The sequence below is a fragment of the Methylocella sp. genome (assembly GCA_037200525.1).
Taxonomy (GTDB): Bacteria; Pseudomonadota; Alphaproteobacteria; order Rhizobiales; family Beijerinckiaceae; genus Methylocapsa.
Genome location: JBBCGG010000001.1, coordinates 1,563,714 through 1,584,920 on the forward strand (window position 1 = coordinate 1,563,714; position 21,207 = coordinate 1,584,920).

A 21,207-nucleotide genomic window follows, 5' to 3' on the forward strand; every position below is an offset into this window, starting at 1 on the left:
AGGCTCAGGACTCATTGATTGAGATAGAAGAGGACGGCGGCTGCGATGCAGATGGCGGAGAAGAAGGTGTGGGCGCATCGATCATAGCGGGTTGCGATGCGCCGCCAGTCCTTGAGCTTGGCGAACATGTTCTCGATTTTGTGACGCTGGCGGTAGAGCGTCTTGTCATAGGCAATGGGAAGCTTGCGGCTTCTGGTTGGCGGGATGCAGGGCTCGACGCCCCTGGCCTTCAGCGCGGCGCGGAACCAGTTGCTGTCGTAGCCCCTGTCGGCGATCAACATTGAAGCGGGCGGTAAAGCCTTGAGCATCAGCCGCGCGCCCTTGTGGTCGCTCATCTGACCCTCCGAGAGCAACATGACGAGGGGCTTGCCGGCGCCGTCGCAAACGACGTGGAGCTTCGAGTTCAGTCCGCCTTTCGTGCGCCCGATACGGCGGGGAAGAGCCCCTTTTTGAGCAGGCTCGCCGCTGTGCGATGCGCCTTCAGATGCGTGGCGTCGATCATGATGCGCTCGGGCTTTGGACCTTCGCCAGCGAGCGCGGCGAATATGCGGTCGAAGACGCCGAGCCGGCTCCAGCGGATGAAGCGATTGTAAAGCGTCTTGTGCGGCCCGTAATCCTTGGGCGCATCTTTCCATTGCAGGCCGTTGCGGATCACATAGACGATTCCGCTGACCACCCGACGGTCGTCAACCCGCGGAACGCCATGCGACAGAGGAAAATGCGGCGCAAGCCGCGCCATCTGCCGCTCGCCCAACAAAAACAAATCACTCATCCCAGCCTCCCCATGCGGAGACCAGGAATCACATCTCAGGCAAATTTAATAGGTCCTGAGCCTAATCGTTCCTTGCGCCCAGAGATAGATGTAGATTTGGTCAATGTGGAAGTTTCTCTATCCCTTCGCTCTTTGATCGGCCGGCGCGGAAGGCTGGTTTTCCTGTTCTTCTGGATTTTCTGCACGCGATCTTAGTTACTTTGCTTAGTTACGTTGAGCCGACGCTAGCCGGAGGGGGAGAGTGAAATGAGTGAAGCGAAAAATGCAGCAATCGTTACCGGAGCCGCTCGCGGCATTGGCGCTGCAGTGGCGGAGCGCCTCGCCAAGGACGGATTTGCTGTTGTGGTCAACTACGTGGGCGATGCGGCGCAAGCCGAAGCTGTTGTCGCCAGGATCAAGTCAGCTGGCGGCCGAGCGCTCGCCGCTCAGGCCGACGTGAGCGATCCCGTTGCGGTCCGCCGTATGTTCGACGCCGCGGAGACCGCCTTCGGCGGCGTCGACGTTCTGGTCAACAACGCCGGAATCATGCAGCTTTCCACCATCGCGGACGCTGACGATGCGTTGTTTGACCGACACATCGCCATCAATTTGAAGGGCGTCTTCAACGGCCTGCGCGAAGCCGCCAAGCGTCTGCGAAGCGGCGGCCGGATTATCAGCTTTTCTTCGAGCGTCGTCGGACTCTATCAACCTACCTACGCGATCTATGCGGCGACGAAGGCCGGAGTGGAGGCCATGACGCACGTGCTCTCGAAGGAGCTGCGCGGCCGGAACATCACGGTCAATGCGATCGCGCCGGGGCCTACGGCCACGCAACTCTTCATTAAAGGTAAATCGCCGGAGGTCATCGACCATTTGGCGAAGCTGGCTCCTCTTGAGCGGCTCGGCCAGCCCGAAGATATCGCCGGCACAGTCGCTTTCCTCGCCGGACCCGACGCCGGTTGGGTCAACGGGCAAGTTCTCCGCGCAAACGGCGGCATCATCTGACCATCCGCTGCTTGCGCCTACAATGCCAGCCGAGCAAGCATAGACTCGATGGCGCCCGGCGAAACTCCGGCGACAGGTTTCGCCGTTCATGCCAAGGCAATGCCGGCGTGGCGAAGCCCGTGACTCGGAAATGATTCGGCGCTAAGTTGTCGTCGCGTCAGCGATCGCGAGCGCTAGGTTCATAACCCGATATCTCGTAAGTTGCGTCGCGGGACCAGCCTTATCGGGCATGAGCGATGGACGGCGATAACGAAGGGTACGCGAAACTCTTTGTCGTCGGCTCGCTGGACAGCTTGAGCATTCGTCGCATCTTCGCAACAGCGCGACTTGAGCCGCACAGTTTAATAAGCCCGCTCGCGAGCGCTTCCTTGAGTCCGGCATAGCCCAGCCATACCTTGGTAAAGGCGCCGAGATCGGCGTCGACCACGACATCGACCTCCTTGCCGGGATTCTTGAGGCAGACTTCGATGTCGTCTTGCCGCAGCAACAACCACCAATATCGCGGATTGCGATTTTCTTTCGGAACGCCCCTGAAATCGAAACGCAGGACAAACTCCCGGCTCGGAATATCCGCAGGATCGATTTGCCCGCGCAGGCCCCACACGAGGAGTTTCGGGTCGAGATCATCGGGGCCGATTAGTCCTTGTCCCCACCGCTTGCCCCATTCGCCCATCATCACGATCAAGGGACGAAAGTCCTCACCCGCCGGAGTCAAATTGTAGAGATGGCCGCGGCCTTTCTCCTTGGCGTTAGCCGCTACTACGCCAGCAAGCGTCAGCTCCTTGAGACGTTGCGTAAGCACCGTCCGCGAAATCAACGGCAAGGCTTCCAAGAGTTCTCCGAAGGTTCTCGGGCCCACAGATAATTCGCGAATAATAAGCGGGGACCACCGTCCGCCGAAGATTTCAGCGCTTTTAGCGACCGGGCAGAATTGGCCATGTTTGATCATGCAATCGATCAAATCATGCCTCGAGCGCCATTAGCAAGTACGTTTTTCGTACTTGTTTGTTTAATGGGCCCGGCTCTAACTGCCCGCGCTGTTCAGCCATCCCAAAGGATTTCGCGCCGGTCTGCACGGCCGAGGCCGCGCGGGCACGCGGCATAATCCGTGGCCTCCCGCTCCGGTCGCGATTCATCAAGTTGATGTTGCCGAGCCGCTTTAGCCGACAGTCTCCAATAGAGGTTTTTATGAATAACGCTCCACACCGCACTTTCGTCCTCGTTCACTGTGCTTGGCTAGGAGGCTTTGCTTGGCGGGACGTGCTCGTTCGCCTGCGGGCGCTCGGCCACACGGCGACCGCGCCGACCCTGACCGGCCTCGGCGAGCGGCGGCATACCGGCAATGCCACCGCTGATCTGGAGACCCATATCGAGGACATCGTCGCGCACATCGAAATGGAGGATTTACGCGACATTACCTTGGTTGGCTGGAGTTACGCAGGCATGGTGGTCACGGGGGTTCTCGCACGCATTCCCGAGCGGATCAAAGAGCTCGTCTATCTCGACGCCTTCATGCCGGAGGACGGACGAGCGCTTGTCGATTATATCACGCCTGATCAGAGGGCTTTCTATGACACGTATAAGGACAAGAACTTGCCGTTGCCGCCACTTCCATTGTCAGTGTTCGGCGTGACCGATTCGGCGATCAAGGCATACCTTGAACCGAGGCTCACCGCGCATCCCTGGCGGACCTGTTATCAACCAGTGACGGCCTTAAAGGTTCGCCCGGATATCCCGGTCTCCTACGTGGTCTGCACAGGATATGGCGAGTCGGCCATCACTCGCCGCCTTGCAGAGATGGAACCCGACCCGGCTATGCGAGTCATCACGATCAATACGAGCCATTTCCCAATGCTGACGGCTTTCGAAGAGACGATGGTGGCCTTGCTCAACGAGTAAGGGAGAAATGCAAGACCTTTGAAGCGGCAAAGGTCCGATTCAAGAAACAAGCCGCGTCGATCGATTTTTTCGCCGAGGCATGATCTCTACGTTCGGCAATCGAGCCGACGCCGTCTCGAACTCTTCAGTCCTATAGCGATGCTTCTTTGGAGCATTGATGATGCATCGTAGCCGCTCGCCCACAATCGGACCTACTTCGGCGGCCAAAGCCTTAGCAAGCTTTTGGCCAGGCGGGGGCTCCCGCCCGAAACGCGACGCACGCAAACTCCCGGCTGCTTTCTGCGTCGCCTTGGGCTGACTCATCCGGTCGCAGCGGCTCGCTTGCGCAATATATCCGTCGATGCGCGAGTCTTCGGGGGCAGCGTGAAGGGGGCGGAAGGCATGCCGAATTTGTTCGCTCCGCAACTCCCCGACTTGCACCGTTGCATCGCCGCCCGATCCGCCGCCAACCGGACAATGTCGAGGCCGAGAAACGTGGGTTCAATGCCCGTCCGATCGGCTAGATCCGCGGCGCAGCCAAGTGACGGAGGCGAAGGCGCCGATCCATGAACCAATCGCGGCAAACAGCACGTAGGCGGCGTTCTGAGTGTAGCTGATCACCGCGAAAGCCGACAGCAGATACCAGATCCCGCTCCAATTCGCCGCCCAGATCCGGCGTCTGGCCGCGGCGGCTGCGGTAAAAAGGACATAGGCCGCATCGGTGACGGCGGTGCACGCGAGGACGCCTGCGGCGACCAGCGGATCAATAGCGAGGCTCATGTCGTCTCCATTTTCCGGCGCGCGCAACATCAAAACGGCCGCCTCCAAACTAAAACGCTGCTGAAATTTCCGCCATTCGTAGCAGATGATTTTCGCTCGGCGCGAAATTCATTTGTCCGCGCGGCGCGGCGAACTGACTCGAAGTTGGCCTGGGAAAAACTTGTCTCCCGAACTGGGGCGCGATAAGCCAAACTTTGGCTTCCCTCTTTTGCTGAAAAGACGCCTTGCCCTCACTCTCCCACGCGGATGGCCTCGTCGCCTCCTTCGCGGACGCAGTCCGCAGCGCGGGCGCATTGGCGCTCGGGTTCTTTCGCCCAGGCGAGAAGACCAGCGCCGCGATTTCGCACAAGGCCGGCGGATCGCCGGTCACCGAAGCCGATCATCTCGTCGATCGATTTCTGAAGCAACGCCTCGAAGCGCTGCTGCCGGAGGCGGGCTGGCTCTCCGAGGAAACTGAGGATTCGGCCGCGCGCTTGACCAAGAAACTCATACTGGTGGTCGATCCGATTGATGGTACGCGCGCCTTCGCGCGGGGAGACAGCACCTGGGCGATCGCGGTTGCCCTGGTGCAGGAGGGGCGCCCGCTGATCGGCATTGTCCACGCGCCGGCTTTGGGCGAAACTTATATCGCGGTCAAAGACGGCGGCGCGCGCCTCAACGGCGATCCCATCGAGGTTTCGAGGCTCGTTGCGCTCAACGCGGACGCTAAGGTGGCGGCCCCGGCCTCGCTTGCGCAGGATTTGCGTCAGGCCGGATTGACGTTCGCTTTGCAGCCGCGCATCCCTTCGCTGGCTATGCGCATCGCCCTTGTCGCTTCGGGCGCCCTTGACGCCGGCTTCGCCTCGGAAAATTCCCATGATTGGGATATTGCGGCGGCGGATCTCATTCTCGAAGAAGCCGGAGGACGCTTGGCAAGCCTTGATGGATGCGCGATTGTCTATAATCGCAAGGATACGCGCCACGGCGTGCTTACCGCGGCGCCGCGACAGCTTCATGCTGAGGTCAGCCTCGCCGCGCGGCGCGCGCGCGGCTTTACCTGAAACTGATCTCTATTGAGCTTTTCGGTGGCGCAGAATCTGCTTGGCGCGAAGATTGCGGAACCGATCATTGACGCCAGGAAACCGTCGGAACGATGTTATGAACAAACCTGCTCCCCCCAAGAAACAACTTCTTCATTTTGTATTCGGCGGCGAACTTAAGGATTTAAGCGGCACCGAATTCAAAAATCTCGATCAGGTCGAGCTTGTCGGACTTTATCCGGACCACGCCTCGGCTGTGGCGGCTTGGCGGAGCAAGGCGCAGGCGAGCGTCGATAACGCTCAGATGCGCTATTTTGTGGCTCATCTTCACCGTCTGCTCGATCCCGAGGAGGAGGAGGAGCACGAATAAGTGCTGTTGCACCGGGGCGGCGAACACGCAGAGAGGACGCAAGTCGCAAACCATCCGACTAGGGCGACGGTTGCGATCAGCGGAGCGGCGCGGCCTGCGCTCTTGCCGTGAACGACCCCATTCTGCTCGGGCTTTATCGGCTCTTCAGCGGCGCCTTTGGCCCATGGGCGCCGGCGGCTCTGGTTTGGCGGGAGAAGCTGCGACGGGCAAAACTGCGCCCGGAAGACCGCGCCCGCATCAGCGAGCGGCTTGGCAAGCCGAGCTCGGCGCGGTCGCCTGGCAGACTCATCTGGCTGCATGGCGCAGATGCGGCCGACGTCTCAGTATTGTCGCCGCTTGTCGATAGGCTCTCTTCGGCCGGCTTTCATGTGCTGGCGACGACAAGGGGCCATGATTCCGCGGCGCTGCGCCTCCCCGCCGGCGCGCTGCGCCAATTCGCGCCGCTCGACGTTCCTAAATTCGTGACGCGCTTCCTCGATCATTGGCGGCCGGACGTCGTTCTCGTCGCCCAATCCGAGTTTTGGCCCAATCTGATCATTGAGACCAATCGCCGCGGCATCCCGTTGGCGTTGGTCAATGGCAAGCTGTCCGCCCGCGCATTCTTGCTCTGGCGCAAGCTGCCCGGCCTTTTGCCCGCCCTGCTGCGCCGCTTTGACGTCTGCCTCGCGCAGACGCCCGAGGATGTCGGGCGGCTCATGGCGCTCGGCGCTGAGCGGAGCCCGGCCAGCGGCGATCCGATCTTTGATTTCACGCCGGCTCCCGCAGATGGGCCATCGCTCGCGCGATTCGCGGCTCGGCTCGGAGCGCGTCCGGCGTGGCTCGCGCTCACGGGCGACGTCGAAGAGGAGGATATTGTAATTGACGTCCATCGCCGCGTCGGTGGTCAGTTCCCCGATCTCCTCACCATCATCGCGCCGCGTCACGCCAAACGCGCGTCCGGCATTGCGCTGCGCGCCGCCAAATTCGGATTGACGGCGCGGGCAGGGGCAGGGAATAGCGAGGGCGAAGCCCTGCCGCAGATCCATATAGCCGGGGGCCTTCCCGAAGCGGGCTTGTTCTATCGCGCGGCGGGGGTCGCCTTCCTCGGCAAATCGCTCTGCGGCGGCGGGATCGATCCGGTCGAGGCGGCGAAACTCGGCTGCGCTATTCTCTACGGTCCCGACGTCGGCGATTTTGAAGCCGCCTATGCTGCCTTGGACAGCGCGGGAGGGGCTACGCGAATATATGACGCGGCGACCCTCGCCAGCGAATTGGCCTCGCTGTTGCTCGATGCGGCTGAATTACGGGCGATGGGACGCGCCAGCGCCGACGCAGCAGAGCGGTTAGGGGGAGCCTCGGACAAAATTATGCAGGCTCTACGGCCCTATCTCGCGCGCGCCCACATTGAACCCGAAGCATGATTTTCCGACTGCAGCCCCTCAATCCTTCGGCTTGATGCCCAGTCTTTGCAGCTTGGCTTCCGGACTCGCGTAGGGCTCCTGCTTATCGACGTTCCAATAGCGCAGATCCTCGATCCGGATCGCTGCGCCGGTCACCGCGCAACGCACATAGGCCCCGGGACGCAGAATGCGAAACTCGCCATCGAGATATTCGACTTCAGCTTCGCCGGCGGACATTGGGCGGCGTTCGTAACGATTCATCAGGCTCGGGCTCGATCAGGGGACAACAAGACACAATAGCGCAGTTGACCGGCGTTTGCCACTATATCGGAAGTCCGGCTGTTTTTTGCGAGATGCCCGATCCGATTTCGAACCCGCAAGATTGGCGCGTCGCCGCGGAGCAAGCTTGACGCAGGCGGCCGATCTTGGCTCTATCGCAGCGCAAAAGGGGGCCGCCATGTTCGAGTTTTCCGGCCAGGGCGTCCGCCTGGCCTTTGTCGATGAGAAGCCGGCGGGCTTTGATCGCGGCGAGCCTATTCTGCTCATTCATGGGTTCGCTTCGAACCACGCCGTCAACTGGTTTTTCCCGCAATGGGTGAAAACCCTGACCGAAGACGGTCGCCGCGTCATCGCCCTCGATAATCGCGGGCACGGCCGCAGCGAGAAATTTTACGATCCCGCAGATTATGCAATGCCCAAGATGGCCGAGGATGCGCGGGCGCTGCTCGATTATCTGGAGATCCCGGCCGCGGACATCATGGGCTATTCTATGGGCGCCCGCATCACCGCTTTCCTCGCCAAAGCTCATCCGGAGCGCACGCGGTCGGCAATTCTGGGCGGTCTTGGCCACCATCTCGTCGACGGCGCAGGGCTTCCGCTTGGCATCGCTGACGCTATGGAGGCGCCTTCCCTCGCCGATCTAGACGATCCGACGCAACGGATGTTCCGCAGCTTCGCCGAGGCGACCAAGAGCGATCTGCGAGCCCTCGCCGCCTGCATTCGTGGGGGGCGCCAACTGATCAGCGAAGCTGAAGCAAGGCAAATTACCCTGCCGGTCATGGTCGCAACGGGGACCGAGGATGACGTCGCGGGCGATCCGCACAGGCTCGCGGCGCTCTTTCCCGCTGGGGAGGCGCTGGACATTTTGGGCCGCGATCATAATCGAGCCGTCGGCGACCCAATCTATAAAAAAGGCGTCCTCAATTTTCTGGCGAGACGGCCGTGATCGCCGTAAAAGCCGGGTTGGAAAACAGCTTCGACCTGCGGCTCGCTTGATCGGACAGCGATGTGGCGAGAACTGGTCCAAAACCCGCCGGCTACGGTTGCAGTGATCGGCTTTTTCTGGCAAAGGCGCCTATCAGCTGAGGAGAATCCTTTGGACAAGGCGGAATTGCGTAAATTGCAGGGGTTTCTGCGACAGGCCTTCAACAATGAAGAACTGAAAGTCACGCAGGGCAAACGCAATCCGGATGATGCGGACGTGCATCTCGGTGAGCGGCAAATTGGTTCGATCATTGTCGATGATGAGGACGGCGATCGATCCTTTGCTTTCGCGATGCCGATTCCGGTTGAGCGGCCGGTGCTGCAGGATTATTTGCGGCGGCTGTTTGAATCCGACAAATTGAAGATCGTCCCCCGTATGAAGAAAAACGACTCAGTCGAATTGAACTCTGGCGACGATTTTCTCGGCATCATCTCGGCGGACGACCCCAAGGGCAAGAGCTTCACTTTGCAGATGGCAATTCTGGATTTCGATCTCGAAGAGTTCTGAAGTTTTGCCGCACGAATGCCGGACATCGCGACGCTTGGCTGGAGTTTGATGGCATGCCGTTCTATGCGCTCGACGGATATGCGCCTGAACTGCCTGAGGACGATCGATTTTGGATCGCGCCGGACGCGCATGTGATCGGCAAGGTGCGGCTTGGGGTCGACGTCTCGATCTGGTTTGGCGCTGTGCTGCGCGGCGACAATGAAGAGATTTTCGTCGGGGCCGGGTCCAATATTCAGGACAATTCGGTGCTGCATACCGATCCGGGTTGTCCTTTGACGATCGGCAAAAATTGCACGATCGGCCACCGTGCGATTCTGCACGGCTGCATAATCGGCGACAGTTGCTTGATCGGCATGGGGGCCACGGTTCTGAACCGCGTCAACATCGGGAACAATTGTCTTGTCGGCGCCAATGCGCTTCTGACCGAGGACCGGGTATATGCCGACAATTCCTTGATCGTCGGCTCCCCAGCGAAGATTATTCGGACGCTCGATGAAGGTGCGGTGCTGCGTCTTCGGGAGAGCGCGGCGCGTTACGTCGCAAATTGGCGACGCTACGCCAAAGGGCTCGCTTTACTTTAGATTGGGTTTTGACCGTCCTGCCGCCCACCCGGGTAGATGCGCAGATGTTGGCACTGCTCAAACGTGCTTAATGGCGCCTCAGGCGGCGACATCCGGGGGGCCAGGGCAGTCGGGAGAGCGGTTGGGAGAAATTGAATCTTCGAGGCTGCGGATACTCTCGACGGCGCCTTGAGCGAAGTCGGTTCGTTGGTAATGATGCGCAGTCCGCGCAAGACGAGGCGCTGCACAGGGAGCAGTCCAAGCCAGCTCGGCTGCTCGCTGCAACTCATGAGGCCGAGGATCCGTCCCCGCCGCTTTCCGGTATGACGAAGCGGCAAAAGCAGGAGTTCAAGCTCGGCGGGCGCATGGCCCGCGGGAGCGGCGGCGACATTCGCCAAGACGGGGCAGGCCGTATCGGCGACATTCAGCAAAAGGGCGGCCATGTTCTCCGCTTCTTTCGTGCGCCAGAGATCGGCGAAGGCGTGGCCTTTCAGCTCCACATCGAAGAGGGCGTTGATCCGCGTCCCCGAAAGGCGAAACGGAAAAGTCCCGGCAGCGTCGACTTCGAGCATGAAGGTGTCGGCGAGGATATGGCGGATCGCGGCCGGATCGATTTCAGCACGCTCCGGCGCGGCGCGGCCATGACGCAGCCCGTTCCAATAATTGAACAGGTCTCGCGTGCCTTGCTGTCTCATTCTGGTCTCCGAGTCTCTTTTCCGGTCTGCGTCATCGCGCCTTTGTATTGAAATGGCGCAGTTTTGGTCGCGACGGGCCTTGATGGAATCAATGGAGCAGACGCCGTGCCAGCCTGTCAGAAAAAGCATGAAGCCCGGTGATCGCGCGCCCGAGTATGGGAGCCCGCGCCTCCTCGCGCGCCCGCTTTTCTTCGTCGTCGAGTTGGCCCTCGAGGTCTGAGGGACCGCCCCACGCAAAGGTTCCGGCGACGGGGAGGACATGACACGGGATCCTTGGCGGCGCCGCGCCAGCGCCTAAGCCTGATGGAGCGCCGCAGCAATGTGAACCCTAAGCGTTTTTTCATTCGTAACGCGAATCCTTCGTCGACAATTTGGCATCGCCGGCAAAGTAGGTTAACACGCGAAACAGTTCGGAGGAGCCGGTGTCGATCGAAACCGAGGGTCAAGCGAAGCAAGCGCCCGACGCGGGGCTTACCTCGTCGAGCGTTGGCAAACGCCATGACCTCGCGCTCGGCATCGAGCGGCTCGGCCTGATTTCGCTGCGCTTTCCCTGGCTCGTCGCGCTGGTCATGCTTGCGTTGGCGATAGCTGCGGGCTTTGGCGTTGCGCGGCTGAAAGTCGATGATTCGCTCAGCCAATTGTTCCGTTCGAACACGCCGGAATTCAAGCAATATGAAGAGGTGACGCGGCGCTTCCCCTCGAGCGAGTATGATGTGCTCGTTGTGATCGAGGGCAAAAGCCTGCTCGAGCGCGAATCGCTCGACAAGCTCCGCGATCTTGCCACCGACCTGCAGCTGATCGATGGCGTGCGCGGCATTATTTCGCTGTTTTCGGCGCGTCAGCCGCCGGAAAATGGCCACATTCCAGGCCCGCTGTTTCCAGATCCGCTGCCCGAAGGTCGAGCTTACGACGCCTTAGTGAAGCGGATCGTGTCGAATGAAATTCTTCGCGGCAAGATCTTGTCGGAGGATGGTCAGCTTACCTTGATCGTCCTTGCTCTTGACCCGAACGTCGTCGCGGGCAGCGGGCTCAGCGGCGCCGTCGCCGAAATCCGCAAGACCGTGGCGGAAGATCTGGCCGGCGCCGGCCTCAAAGCCGAGCTCTCCGGCGTTCCTGTGATGCAGCTCGAGATTCGCACGGCAGTCGAGCGCGACCGGCTGATTTACAACGCTACCGGCTTCCTCGCGGGCTGCCTCATCGCCATCCTGTTTTTCCGGCGCGTCTCATTCATGATCATCGCCGCCGGCCCCCCCTTGACCGCCATTCTTTTGGCGCTCGGGGCGCTCGGCTGGCTCGATTTTCGGCTGAATATGTTTCTCAACGTGATGACGCCTCTCATCATGGTCATCAGTTTCTCCGACAGCATGCAGCTGACCTTCGCGGCGCGGGATCGAGTGCTAGCCGGCCAGACCAAATACGAAGCTTTGCGAAATGCGATTCTCATCGTCGGACCGGCTTGCGTTCTGACCCATGCGACCGCCGCACTGTCTTTCACGGCTTTGATGTTCTCCGATTCGGATCTCATCCGGACTTTCGGTGAGGCGGGGCTGATTGCGACCCTCATCGCGCTGGTCACTGTTCTGTTGCTTGTCCCGCTGCTTGGCGTATTGCTGCTGCGCAATGAGGCTGTCCTTGCGGCCAAGGGCAGAAGCGGCGATTTTGGCGTCGAAGCCTTGCGCAAGTTCTGCTTCTGGATCGCCGCGCGCATGGTCAGGCGCCCAGGGCTTTATAGTTTGATCGGCCTCATTGTGGTGGCTGGCCTTGGCCTCGTTTTCACCAATCTCGAGCCAAGATATCGGCTCGCCGATCAAGTGCCCGATAAGGAGCAGGCGGTTGCGGCGAGCAGCCGTCTCGACGCAAAGCTCACAGGCGCCAATCCGATCGACGTGCTGATCCAATTCCCCAAAGGCGCCTCGCTCTATGCGCCGGAAACCCTCGCCGTGATCGCCAAGGTGCATGGCGTTCTCGAAAAGCAGGCGGGGGTCGGCAATGTCTGGTCGCTTGAGACTTTGCGTCGCTGGCTGACGGAAAAAGCTGGCGCGTCGGACGTCGACACGTTGAAGAAATATGTCGACCTGCTGCCGGAATATTTGACTCGGCGCTTCATCGACGCGCAACAGGATGCCGTGGTCGTCTCCGGACGCGTGCCTGACGCCGATGCGAGCAAGTTGCTTCCGATTGTGGACGCGATCGATAAGTCGCTCGCCAGCGTCCGGGCGGAGTATCCGGGCTATAATCTTGCGGTGACAGGGTTGTCGGCGATCGCGGCGCGAAACAGCGCCAGCATGATCGATAAATTGACGCGAGGCCTGACGATTGAATTTTTCTTCGTCGCGGCCTTCATTGGCCTCGCTTTCCGATCGGTTGTCGTGGGGCTTGCGTGCATCTTGCCGGGAATTTTCCCGGTGGTGGCTTCCGGCTCCTTGCTTGCAGTAACTGGGCAGGGGCTGCAGTTCGCGAGCGTCGTGGCGCTGACCGTCTCGTTTGGCCTTGGTCTCAGCGCGACGATCCATTTCCTCAACAGGCTGCGGATTGAGGATGATGCAGGGGAGGATTCCGCAGTCGCCGTAGAGCGGGCGACCGTGCTGGTCGGACCGGCCTTGATCCTAACCTCGGTGGTGCTCGCCTGCGGTTTGGCCGTGACGGTCTTCTCGGACCTGCCGTCGCTGCGACTTTTTGGCTGGTTGAGCGCGTTCGCCATGATCGCGGCGCTGACCGCCGATTTGCTGATTCTGCGGCCGACGGCGATGTTTCTGCGCCGGCTCGCGCGTCGCATCACGGCGCGGCGCCAAAGCCAACGCGCCGGAGAATCCCGCGCACAGTGATCCCGCGCTCGGGCTGCGGCTTTCTTTATCCCTTGCGCAAAGTGATCGAGACGTTGGCGACGTCCGTGCCGCTCGAAGGTCTGATCGAGACTGACTGCTTATCGCCGTGGAACCGTACGTCGAGGCCTGCCGAGAACCCCGCGCCATCCACCCGCGCAACAATTTCCGAGCCCGAGGCGCGGCCGGTGACGTTCCCTGTCGCATGACGAGTTGCTTCGGTCCAGCTGCCGGAGATAGCGCCGCCGCCTTCGACGGCGACGTTGCCGTTGATTTCCAGCCTGTAGCTGTCGCTGGCGCAGCGCAGACTTTGATTGAGCTTCATCCCTGAGTCATTGACGGCATAGGTAGCCTTGCAGCGTATCCGTTCGCTGGAGCCGTTCGACATCGTAATGGTGCCGCCCCCTGTCCAGTAGCCGGAGAGAGAAGCGAAAGGGCCTTCGCTGCGCTGCGCCATGCCTTGCGATGCCGTCAGCAGGAGCGCAATAGCCAAAATGGTTGAGTTGAGCAGGGTGTTTTTGGGCTGCATCAAACGGAATGACATGAATTTCTCTTCCCAATTGCGTCCTGGTGAAAACAGCGAGGCATCCACACTATGACAGTTTCTGAAAGACCCCGCCGCTTCCCAACAAATCGAGGCTTTCCGCTTACAGTGACGATTATTTAACGCGGACTCTGTTGGCAAGCGCCTTGTGCGGCGAGACCCTCTGCGAGACGCGACGAAGAAGCGCGGTTGCGCGTGACTTCAGGCCTGGATGCGGCTTTGCGATTGGGCGAGCCCCAACCCGAGAATGACGGCGGAAAGCGCTGGCAATGCAGCCCCGAAAAGACCGACGTTGACGAACGCCAGGATAATCAGCGTGACAAGACACGAGGCCGCCGACGCAGGATAGAACGAGTCCCGGCCTCGCTTCGCCGCCGCCCGCAAAAAGTAGATCACCGAGATGATTGCAGCGATCACGGCGGCCCAAAGAACCGGTCGCCCCATTTCCACCGATAGCCTCGCGGAAGCGGTCACCGCGTCGCCTTCCCGCGCGCCGTCGGAGGTAGAGCGGTAGATCGGCAATAGCGATCCAAACGTACCCGCCCCGTCGCCGAGGAACGGCGTGTCCGCCAGGATGCGTTGCGTCAACTCGATGGAAGCCGGGTCTTTTTTGACGAAAGCCAAGCGCAGATCGGCGCTGTGCCCGGCTGCTCCGCTGACCAGGGCGATTGCAATGACGCTTGCAGTCACGCCAATTGCGCCAGCGCCCCAGCGCCCGAGATTAAGGCGCCGGACAAGGAAGACGGCGCAAAACATGCCGAAGCCGCAGCTCGCCGCGAAAATAAGCGACCCCGATCGAGTGGCGGCGATGGCGCCGGCGCAAACAAGGAAAGCCGCGAGACAGGCCAGCATCGAATAGACGAACCTTGTCTCGCGCAGGCCCAATTTCGACCGGCGCGTCTCTTGCCGTTCGAAAATGAGCCAGGCGCAGGTGGCGGAAAAAATAAGACCGAGACAGGCGCAGTTGAGCGCCTCTTCGGGCGCGGCCAACGGGCCGGCGTCGAACGCATCGGCGCCGATGAGAACGAAGGAAATCAAAACGGTTGCTGCGGTCAAGCCGACCAGAACGGCTTCGGCGCGATCTCGATTGATCGTCACGCTCGTCGCCAGCAAGATCACGCCGACGATGGAAAGATAGCGCACCAGCGCAGTCGCAGTCGCGCCGATGTCGATGCTAACGCTGCCGGCGATATTCGAGGTAAACCCCGTGGCGACGCTAGCCCAAACCGGATGCGCAAGACTGGAGAGGATCGCCCAGGGCGCCGTGTGCGATAGCGGCAAAGGCAGCATTTGCGCCAGCATCCAAAGCGCGGGGATGGCGGCGCAGATGACGAGAGGCTGGATGAGCTTGCCAAACCGCTGCGCTTCGATTGGCGGCAAATTGAGCGCAATCAGAATGAGGCCAGTCGCGACCAGTAAAGGAATGAGGCAAGGAAGAAATGTCCCTCCGACGATGAGAATCGCGGGGCAGAGACTGACGAGTCCGAGAAGAACGCCGAGCGCAATAAACATTGCAAACCGCTTGCCAAAAAGAGTTGGGAAAACCGCAATCTCCACGGCGGCGCGCGGACGTAAAAAACTGATTTTAATCTGTACTTTAATACGGCAATGTCGGCGCCCTTTCAAGGCGAACGCATCGGGCCGCTGCGTCAGAAATCCCTCAAAACAGAAACTTAGGGCGGTTTTTGAATGCCGAGCCGGCCAAAACCGATCAATTATTTCGACGCCCTCGCCTGACGCCAGTCGGCCGCGACGCCGGCCGCGTTAGAATACAGCGAGTTCGCTGCGTTTCTCCTGCAGAAACCAGCGGTAGACTTCGCCGATGCCCCCTTCAAGCGTGGTCTTCGGGCGCCAGCCGAGCCCCGCGAGGCGGCTCGAATCCATCAGTTTGCGCGGCGTGCCGTCCGGCTTGCTGACGTCGAAGGCGAGCCGGCCGGAAAAGCCGACGACGCGCCCAATCGTTTCGGCGAGCTGGCGAATGGTCACGTCCGATCCGGCGCCGCAATTGATCGGCTCGTCTCCATCGTAGCTATCCATCAAAAACACAACGGCGTCGGCGAGATCATCGACATAGAGGAACTCCCGCAACGGCGTTCCCGTCCCCCAAACCACAACTTCCCCGCGGCCCGCCTCCTTGGCCTCGTGGAATTTGCGGATGAGGGCCGGCAGCACATGGCTGGTCGTGAGATCGAAATTGTCGTTTCGGCCGTAAAGGTTGCTGGGCATTACGGAGATGTAGCGGCGGCCATGCTGGCGGCGATAGGCCTGACACATCTTGATGCCCGCGATCTTGGCGATGGCGTACCATTCATTGGTCGGCTCAAGCGGACCGGTCAACAAGGCTTCTTCCTTGATCGGTTGTGGCGCGCACTTCGGATAGATGCAGGAAGAGCCGAGAAAGACCAGCCGATCGACGTCCGCCCGATGCGCGGCCTCGATGACATTCGTCTCTATGGACAGATTGTCGACGAGGAAATCGGCCGGATAGCTGTCATTGGCCAGGATGCCGCCGACCTTGGCCGCCGCGAGGATGATCACGTCCGGCTTCGCACGGGCGATCCATGCGCGCACCGCGGATTGATCGCGCAAGTCGACTTCATTGCGGCCGACGGTAAGAATCTCGACGTCGCCGCCGGCGAGACGGCGAATGATTGCCGAGCCGACCATGCCGCGATGTCCCGCGACCCATATGCGTCGTTTGCCGGTAAGATCGGCCGAATGATTGGTCATGAATCCTCCTCGGGGCATAATCAGCAGGATGATCGTTTCAACGCGATCGATCATCCTCCATTTGCGTTATGCTCGATCTGGCCTGCAAGGCTTGCGCTAGTTCAAGATCAAGCCGATCGACGCCGATCCTGCCCCAACATTTACGACCTTTGGACCCGGCGGATCTCATCGTCCTCAAAGCGCGATCTTATCTGAAATGCCTGCCATTTTTCGCGATTGCGCGCTAGATCCGGCCGCGCGCCTTCATCACGATGAGATCGCTGGCGACCATTTCCGATACGAGCTGCGCGAAACTGGTCGTGTGTTTCCAGCCGAGCTTCTTGAACGCTTTGGTCGGATCGCCGAGCAGGAGATCAACTTCGGTCGGGCGAAAATAGCGCGGATCGATCTCGATCAGTTGGCGCCCTGTCTTGACGTCGAAGCCTTTTTCATCGACGCCTTCGCCTTTCCATCCGATCACGACGCCGATTTCCGCGAAGGAACGTTCGACGAATTCGCGCACCGTATGGGCCTCGCCGGTCGCCAGAACATAATCATCCGGTTGCGGCTGTTGCAGAATGCGCCACATCCCCTCGACGTAGTCGCGCGCGTTGCCCCAGTCGCGTTTGGCGTCGAGATTGCCCAGGAACAGCTTGTCCTGAAATCGGAGGTGAATCGCTGCGACGGCGCGGGTGATCTTGCGGGTGACGAAAGTCTCCGCTCGCGTCGGCCCTTCGTGATTGAAAAGGATGCCGTTCGACGCATGCATTCCGTAGGCTTCGCGATAGTTCACCGTGATCCAATAGGCATAGAGCTTGGCGGCGGCGTAGGGCGAGCGCGGATAAAACGGCGTCGTCTCGCTTTGCGGGACGCCTTGCACCTTGCCATAAAGCTCCGAGGTCGAAGCTTGGTAAAATCGCGATTTCGCGCCGAGATTGAGGATGCGGATGGCTTCAAGGAGGCGAAGCGTTCCAAGCGCATCGGAATTGGCGGTATATTCCGGCGTCTCGAAACTCACCTGCACATGGCTTTGCGCGGCAAGATTGTAGATTTCATCCGGCTGCACTTCCTGGATGATGCGAATGAGATTCGTAGAATCGGTCAGGTCGCCATAATGCAGAAAGAAGCCGACGTCTTCCTCGTGCGGATCATGATAGAGATGATCGATGCGATCCGTGTTGATCAGCGACGACCGCCGTTTCACGCCATGCACAATATAATCTTTTGAGAGCAGGAGTTCGGCGAGAATAGCGCCATCCTGACCCGTGACGCCGGTAATTAATGCTACTTTTTTTGAAGTCATTCGCGGCAAAGACCTCTTAATCGGTTTCGGACCAGAGCGGATAAATCCGTGACTAATATAATGCTGGAGCCATATCAGAAAAGCCTGACGCTGGCCAGATCTACCCGCCGCTCAATTATAATCTGCGCAGTGCGGCCGCAGAGTTGAGCCTGTTCTGGCGGCGTTTGACTTGCCATTCCTCCAATTTAACAATGAGCCGCCGTTGTTTCGGCGCGCACATAAGCGTCATTCAACGCGGCGGCTTCGGCCTCACCCTGCGCTTCGCCAACCGCGACCGCCGTCATGTTGACGATGCCGCGCGATGTTGTTGAGGGCATCAGAATATGAGCTGGTTTGGCGGCCCCGATCAGGATTGGTCCGACGGGCAGGGCGTTCGCCATGATCATGGTCATAGTGTAGGCGATATTGGCGGCGTCGAGGTTGGGCATGACGAGAACATTCGCCTCGCCTTTCAATCGAGAAGAGGGCAGCACGCGGTCGCGGATCCCCTGCGACAGGGCGGTGTCGGCCTGCATCTCGCCGTCCACCTCAAGATCGGGCGCGCGCAGGCGCAGGATTTCCGTCGCGCGGCGCATTTTCAATGCGGAGGGGGCGTCGTCCGAGCCGAAATCCGAGTGCGATACGAGGGCGATCTTCGGCTCGAGGCCAAAGCGGCGGACATGGCGCGCGCACATCAGCGCCATTTCCGCGATCTCGAAATCGGCCGGGTCGACCCTGACGTGGGTGTCGGTGAGGAAAAATGCGCCCCTGTTGGTGATCATCAGGCTCATCGCCGAAAAATCCGTGGCGCCCGGAAGCAGCCCAATAATGTCGCGGATATAGGTCAGGCGGGATTTGAAGCGTCCGTCGAGGCCGCACAACATCGCGTCGGCGTCGCCACGCTTGACGGCGATCGCTGCAATCACCGTCGAATTGGTGCGCACGACCGTGCGCGCCGCGTCGGGCGTGACCCCGCGGCGGCCGGCCTGTTCGAGATAGGTCGCGACATATTCGCGATAGCGCGGATCGTCCTGCGGATTGATCAGTTCGAAATCGCGTCCCGGCCGCACCGACAGGCCAAAGCGCTCGAGACGCGCTTCAATGACTTCCGGGCGACCGACGAGGATCGGCTTTGCGATGCCTTCCTCAACGATGGTTTGCACCGCGCGCAGCACGCGCTCGTCCTCGCCTTCCGCATAAATGACGCGTTTGGGATTAGCTTTGGCGGCCTGCATCAAAGGCTTCATGATGAAGCCCGAGCGGAACACGAAACGCGACAGCGTCTCTTCATAAGCGGCAAAATCGACGATCGGCTTTTTCGCCACCCCGGTCGCCATCGCCGCGCGGGCGACGGCGGGCGCGATGCGCAAAATCAACCGCGGATCGAACGGGGATGGGATTAGGCTGTCTTTGCCGAACTGGCGCGACTGCCCGCCATAGGCCCTGGCGACGACGTCGGAGGGCGGTTCATGCGCCAATTCGGCGATGGCGCGGACTGCGGCGAGCTTCATCGCCTCATTGATGGTCGAGGCGGCGACATCGAGGGCGCCGCGAAAAATATAGGGAAAACAAAGAACGTTGTTGACCTGATTGGGATAGTCCGAGCGCCCGGTGCAGATCATCGCGTCTGGCCGCGCCAGAATTGCGGCTTCGGGCTCGATCTCCGGCGTCGGATTGGCGAGCGCCATGATCAGCGGCCGCTCTCCCATCTGTTGGATCATGGCGGGCGTCAGAACGCCGCCGGCCGAGAGGCCAAGGAAGATATCGGCGCCGCCCATTACGTCTGCCAACGCCCGCGCGTTGGTGTCGCGGGCGTAGATCTCCATGCGCTCGTTCATCAAGGCGGCGCGGCCCTTATACACAACGCCTTCGATATCGGAGACGAAGATATTTTCTGGCTTGGCGCCGAGTTCGACCAGAAAATCAAGGCAGGCTAGAGCGGCGGCTCCAGCCCCCGAGGCCACGATCTTGGCGTTCTGGAAAGACTTGCCGGAGAGCTCCATGGCGTTGAGGACTGCCGCGCCGACGATGATGGCGGTGCCGTGCTGATCATCGTGAAAGACCGGGATCGACATGCGCTCGCGCAGCTTGCGCTCGACCTCGAAACACTGCGGGGCCTTGATGTCCTCAAGATTGATGCCGCCGAAGGTCGGCTCCAGCGCCGCCACCATATCGACCAGACGATCGACGTCGGTTTCCGCGAGTTCGATGTCGAACACGTCGATGCCGGCGAATTTCTTGAACAGGACCGCCTTGCCCTCCATCACCGGTTTGGCGGCCAAGGGGCCAATATTGCCGAGTCCAAGCACGGCGGTGCCATTGGTCACGACCGCGACGAGGTTCTGGCGCGCGGTCAATTCGGCCGCCTCGCTGGGATCGGCGGCGATGGCGAGGCAGGCTGCGGCGACGCCGGGGGAATAGGCGAGCGCCAGATCATATTGCGTCGCGAGCGGTTTCGTCGCCTGAACCTCAAGCTTACCTGGCCGGGGCGAACGATGGTATTGCAATGCGCTCGACGCCAGATCCGAGGTGATTGAGCCCGGCATATTGGATTGCGCCATAGAACAATTTTCTCCTGGAGTTCGAAATGGCGAAGCTTCACGGGATACGCGCCCGCCGCCGCGAAGTCTATCCGGGGCGTTGCGTTGGCGATGCCAAGCGGCCCGCTTTCAATAAGCGCCGGAATCGTCAAATCCTTGCGCTTGTGCCAAAAGGTCTCTTTTTGCGCGAATATTCGGCCGGAAATCGGGTCATTGGCCGAGGCGAGGGACTGATGACGGCTGAAGGCGGGGGACGCATCAAGATTTTGCGAGACGCGGCAGGTCTGCGGGCGCAGGTCGCCGCGTGGCGCGCTTGCGGCGAAACCATCGCCCTGACGCCGACCATGGGCGCACTTCATGCAGGGCACGTCTCGCTGGTCGCTTTGGCGAAACAGCGGGCGCGCCGGGTGGTGATGTCGATTTTCGTCAATCCGACGCAATTTGCGGCGAATGAAGATTTTGGATCCTATCCGCGAACGTTCGACGCCGACGCCGCCAAATTTGAAGCGGCGGAGGGGGACGCAATTTTTGCGCCTCGCGTCGAGGAAATCTATCCGGAAGGATTCGCGACCAAATTGAACATCGGCGGACCGGCCATAGCCGGCCTTGAGGATCGCTTCAGGCTGGAGCATTTTACCGGCGTCGCGACAATCGTAGCAAAACTGCTCAACCAATGTCGCCCGGATGTCGCGATTTTCGGAGAGAAGGATTACCAACAGCTGCAAGTCATTCAGCGCATGGTCCGCGACCTCGATATTGACGCGAAAATCATGAGCGCCCCTACAATTCGCGAATCGGACGGCCTCGCTCTCTCCTCGCGCAATGTTTATTTGTCGCCCGAGGAGCGAAAAGCCGCGCCTCGCCTTTACGCCGCGCTCGCCCGCTGCGCCGCTGAGATTCGAGAGGGGCTATCGATCGAGGCTGGGCTGGAGACCGCGCGGGCCAGCGTCAAATCGGCCGGCTTCCTCATCGATTATATCGAGGCGCGCCATGCCGAAAGTTTGCGCCCCATATCGTCGCGCGACGATGGCCCGATCCGGCTCCTCGCCGCTGTGAAAATCGGCAAGACGCGGCTAATCGACAATATTGCGGTGTGAGGCCG

At 60.5% G+C, this 21,207-nt stretch carries 20 protein-coding genes and 1 pseudogene; 10 read left to right on the plus strand and 11 right to left on the minus strand.

Features of this window, described 5'->3' with window-relative positions:
• Window positions 1-11: 11 nt before the first annotated feature.
• Window positions 12-635: an IS5 family transposase gene (locus tag WDN46_07435; protein MEJ0093257.1), complete on the minus strand. Its 624-nt coding sequence runs from the start codon at window positions 633-635 to the stop codon at window positions 12-14.
• Window positions 602-772 (minus strand): annotated as a pseudogene (locus tag WDN46_07440) (transposase). Before WDN46_07440 ends, WDN46_07435 begins: the two are co-directional and overlap by 34 nt.
• A gap of 246 nt (window positions 773-1,018) precedes the next feature.
• Between WDN46_07440 and WDN46_07445 the strand changes: the two are divergent.
• Entirely contained in the window at window positions 1,019-1,756 is a 738-nt protein-coding gene (locus tag WDN46_07445) for an SDR family oxidoreductase (GenBank protein MEJ0093258.1), read from the plus strand.
• Window positions 1,757-1,976: 220 nt separating this feature from the next.
• On the opposite strand, the gene WDN46_07450 is transcribed toward WDN46_07445, so the two are convergent.
• Window positions 1,977-2,705 carry a helix-turn-helix domain-containing protein gene (locus WDN46_07450; protein MEJ0093259.1) on the minus strand — a complete coding sequence of 243 codons (729 nt, stop codon included), beginning with the start codon at window positions 2,703-2,705 and terminating at the stop codon, window positions 1,977-1,979.
• Between the two features lie 239 nt (window positions 2,706-2,944).
• On the opposite strand from WDN46_07450, the gene WDN46_07455 reads away from it, so the two are divergent.
• Window positions 2,945-3,655, plus strand: coding sequence for an alpha/beta hydrolase (locus tag WDN46_07455; GenBank protein ID MEJ0093260.1), 711 nt, complete (start codon window positions 2,945-2,947; stop codon window positions 3,653-3,655).
• Window positions 3,656-4,135: 480 nt separating this feature from the next.
• Here WDN46_07455 and WDN46_07460 read toward each other — a convergent pair whose 3' ends face one another.
• Window positions 4,136-4,414, minus strand: a complete 279-nt coding sequence (locus tag WDN46_07460; protein ID MEJ0093261.1) for a hypothetical protein — start codon at window positions 4,412-4,414, stop codon at window positions 4,136-4,138.
• Between the two features lie 224 nt (window positions 4,415-4,638).
• Between WDN46_07460 and WDN46_07465 the strand changes: the two genes are divergently transcribed.
• From WDN46_07465 to WDN46_07475, 3 genes are all read left to right on the plus strand, one after another.
• Entirely contained in the window at window positions 4,639-5,454 is an 816-nt protein-coding gene (locus WDN46_07465) for a 3'(2'),5'-bisphosphate nucleotidase CysQ (GenBank protein MEJ0093262.1), read from the plus strand.
• Between the two features lie 97 nt (window positions 5,455-5,551).
• A complete protein-coding gene (locus WDN46_07470; protein MEJ0093263.1) occupies window positions 5,552-5,803 on the plus strand; it encodes a DUF4170 domain-containing protein in 252 nt (83 codons plus the stop codon).
• Window positions 5,804-5,910: 107 nt separating this feature from the next.
• Window positions 5,911-7,203: a glycosyltransferase N-terminal domain-containing protein gene (locus WDN46_07475; protein MEJ0093264.1), complete on the plus strand. Its 1,293-nt coding sequence runs from the start codon at window positions 5,911-5,913 to the stop codon at window positions 7,201-7,203.
• An 18-nt stretch (window positions 7,204-7,221) separates the two neighbouring features.
• On the opposite strand, the gene WDN46_07480 is transcribed toward WDN46_07475, so the two are convergent.
• Window positions 7,222-7,443 carry a DUF2093 domain-containing protein gene (locus tag WDN46_07480; protein ID MEJ0093265.1) on the minus strand — a complete coding sequence of 74 codons (222 nt, stop codon included), beginning with the start codon at window positions 7,441-7,443 and terminating at the stop codon, window positions 7,222-7,224.
• A 196-nt stretch (window positions 7,444-7,639) separates the two neighbouring features.
• On the opposite strand from WDN46_07480, the gene WDN46_07485 reads away from it, so the two are divergent.
• The 3 genes from WDN46_07485 to WDN46_07495 all read left to right on the plus strand — a co-directional run bounded on the left by WDN46_07485 (window position 7,640) and on the right by WDN46_07495 (window position 9,534).
• Window positions 7,640-8,407 carry an alpha/beta fold hydrolase gene (locus WDN46_07485; GenBank protein MEJ0093266.1) on the plus strand — a complete coding sequence of 256 codons (768 nt, stop codon included), beginning with the start codon at window positions 7,640-7,642 and terminating at the stop codon, window positions 8,405-8,407.
• A 150-nt stretch (window positions 8,408-8,557) separates the two neighbouring features.
• Window positions 8,558-8,953 (plus strand): DUF3126 family protein, encoded by a 396-nt coding sequence (locus WDN46_07490; GenBank protein MEJ0093267.1) that lies wholly within the window; start codon window positions 8,558-8,560, stop codon window positions 8,951-8,953.
• A 53-nt stretch (window positions 8,954-9,006) separates the two neighbouring features.
• Complete coding sequence (locus WDN46_07495; protein ID MEJ0093268.1) at window positions 9,007-9,534, plus strand: gamma carbonic anhydrase family protein; 528 nt, start codon at window positions 9,007-9,009, stop codon at window positions 9,532-9,534.
• Here the strand turns inward: WDN46_07495 and WDN46_07500 are convergent.
• On the minus strand, window positions 9,531-10,208 hold the full coding sequence (locus tag WDN46_07500; GenBank protein ID MEJ0093269.1) for a PAS domain-containing protein: 678 nt from the start codon (window positions 10,206-10,208) through the stop codon (window positions 9,531-9,533). The genes WDN46_07495 and WDN46_07500 overlap by 4 nt on opposite strands.
• 428 nt (window positions 10,209-10,636) lie before the next feature.
• Between WDN46_07500 and WDN46_07505 the strand changes: the two genes are divergently transcribed.
• On the plus strand, window positions 10,637-13,033 hold the full coding sequence (locus tag WDN46_07505; protein ID MEJ0093270.1) for an MMPL family transporter: 2,397 nt from the start codon (window positions 10,637-10,639) through the stop codon (window positions 13,031-13,033).
• A 25-nt stretch (window positions 13,034-13,058) separates the two neighbouring features.
• Here the strand turns inward: WDN46_07505 and WDN46_07510 are convergent, their stop codons facing one another.
• The 5 genes from WDN46_07510 to WDN46_07530 form a co-directional block, all read right to left on the minus strand.
• Complete coding sequence (locus WDN46_07510) at window positions 13,059-13,574, minus strand: hypothetical protein (protein MEJ0093271.1); 516 nt, start codon at window positions 13,572-13,574, stop codon at window positions 13,059-13,061.
• A gap of 201 nt (window positions 13,575-13,775) precedes the next feature.
• The gene (locus WDN46_07515; GenBank protein ID MEJ0093272.1) at window positions 13,776-15,086 is read right to left on the minus strand and encodes a hypothetical protein; all 1,311 of its coding nucleotides are present in this window, start codon (window positions 15,084-15,086) and stop codon (window positions 13,776-13,778) included.
• A 252-nt stretch (window positions 15,087-15,338) separates the two neighbouring features.
• On the minus strand, window positions 15,339-16,304 hold the full coding sequence (locus WDN46_07520; GenBank protein ID MEJ0093273.1) for a GDP-L-fucose synthase: 966 nt from the start codon (window positions 16,302-16,304) through the stop codon (window positions 15,339-15,341).
• Between the two features lie 223 nt (window positions 16,305-16,527).
• The gene (gene gmd / locus WDN46_07525; GenBank protein MEJ0093274.1) at window positions 16,528-17,586 is read right to left on the minus strand and encodes a GDP-mannose 4,6-dehydratase; all 1,059 of its coding nucleotides are present in this window, start codon (window positions 17,584-17,586) and stop codon (window positions 16,528-16,530) included.
• A gap of 185 nt (window positions 17,587-17,771) precedes the next feature.
• Window positions 17,772-20,111 carry an NADP-dependent malic enzyme gene (locus WDN46_07530; GenBank protein MEJ0093275.1) on the minus strand — a complete coding sequence of 780 codons (2,340 nt, stop codon included), beginning with the start codon at window positions 20,109-20,111 and terminating at the stop codon, window positions 17,772-17,774.
• Between the two features lie 227 nt (window positions 20,112-20,338).
• Between WDN46_07530 and panC the strand changes: the two genes are divergently transcribed.
• Window positions 20,339-21,202, plus strand: coding sequence for a pantoate--beta-alanine ligase (gene panC / locus WDN46_07535; protein ID MEJ0093276.1), 864 nt, complete (start codon window positions 20,339-20,341; stop codon window positions 21,200-21,202).
• The last annotated feature ends 5 nt before the right edge of the window (window positions 21,203-21,207 follow it).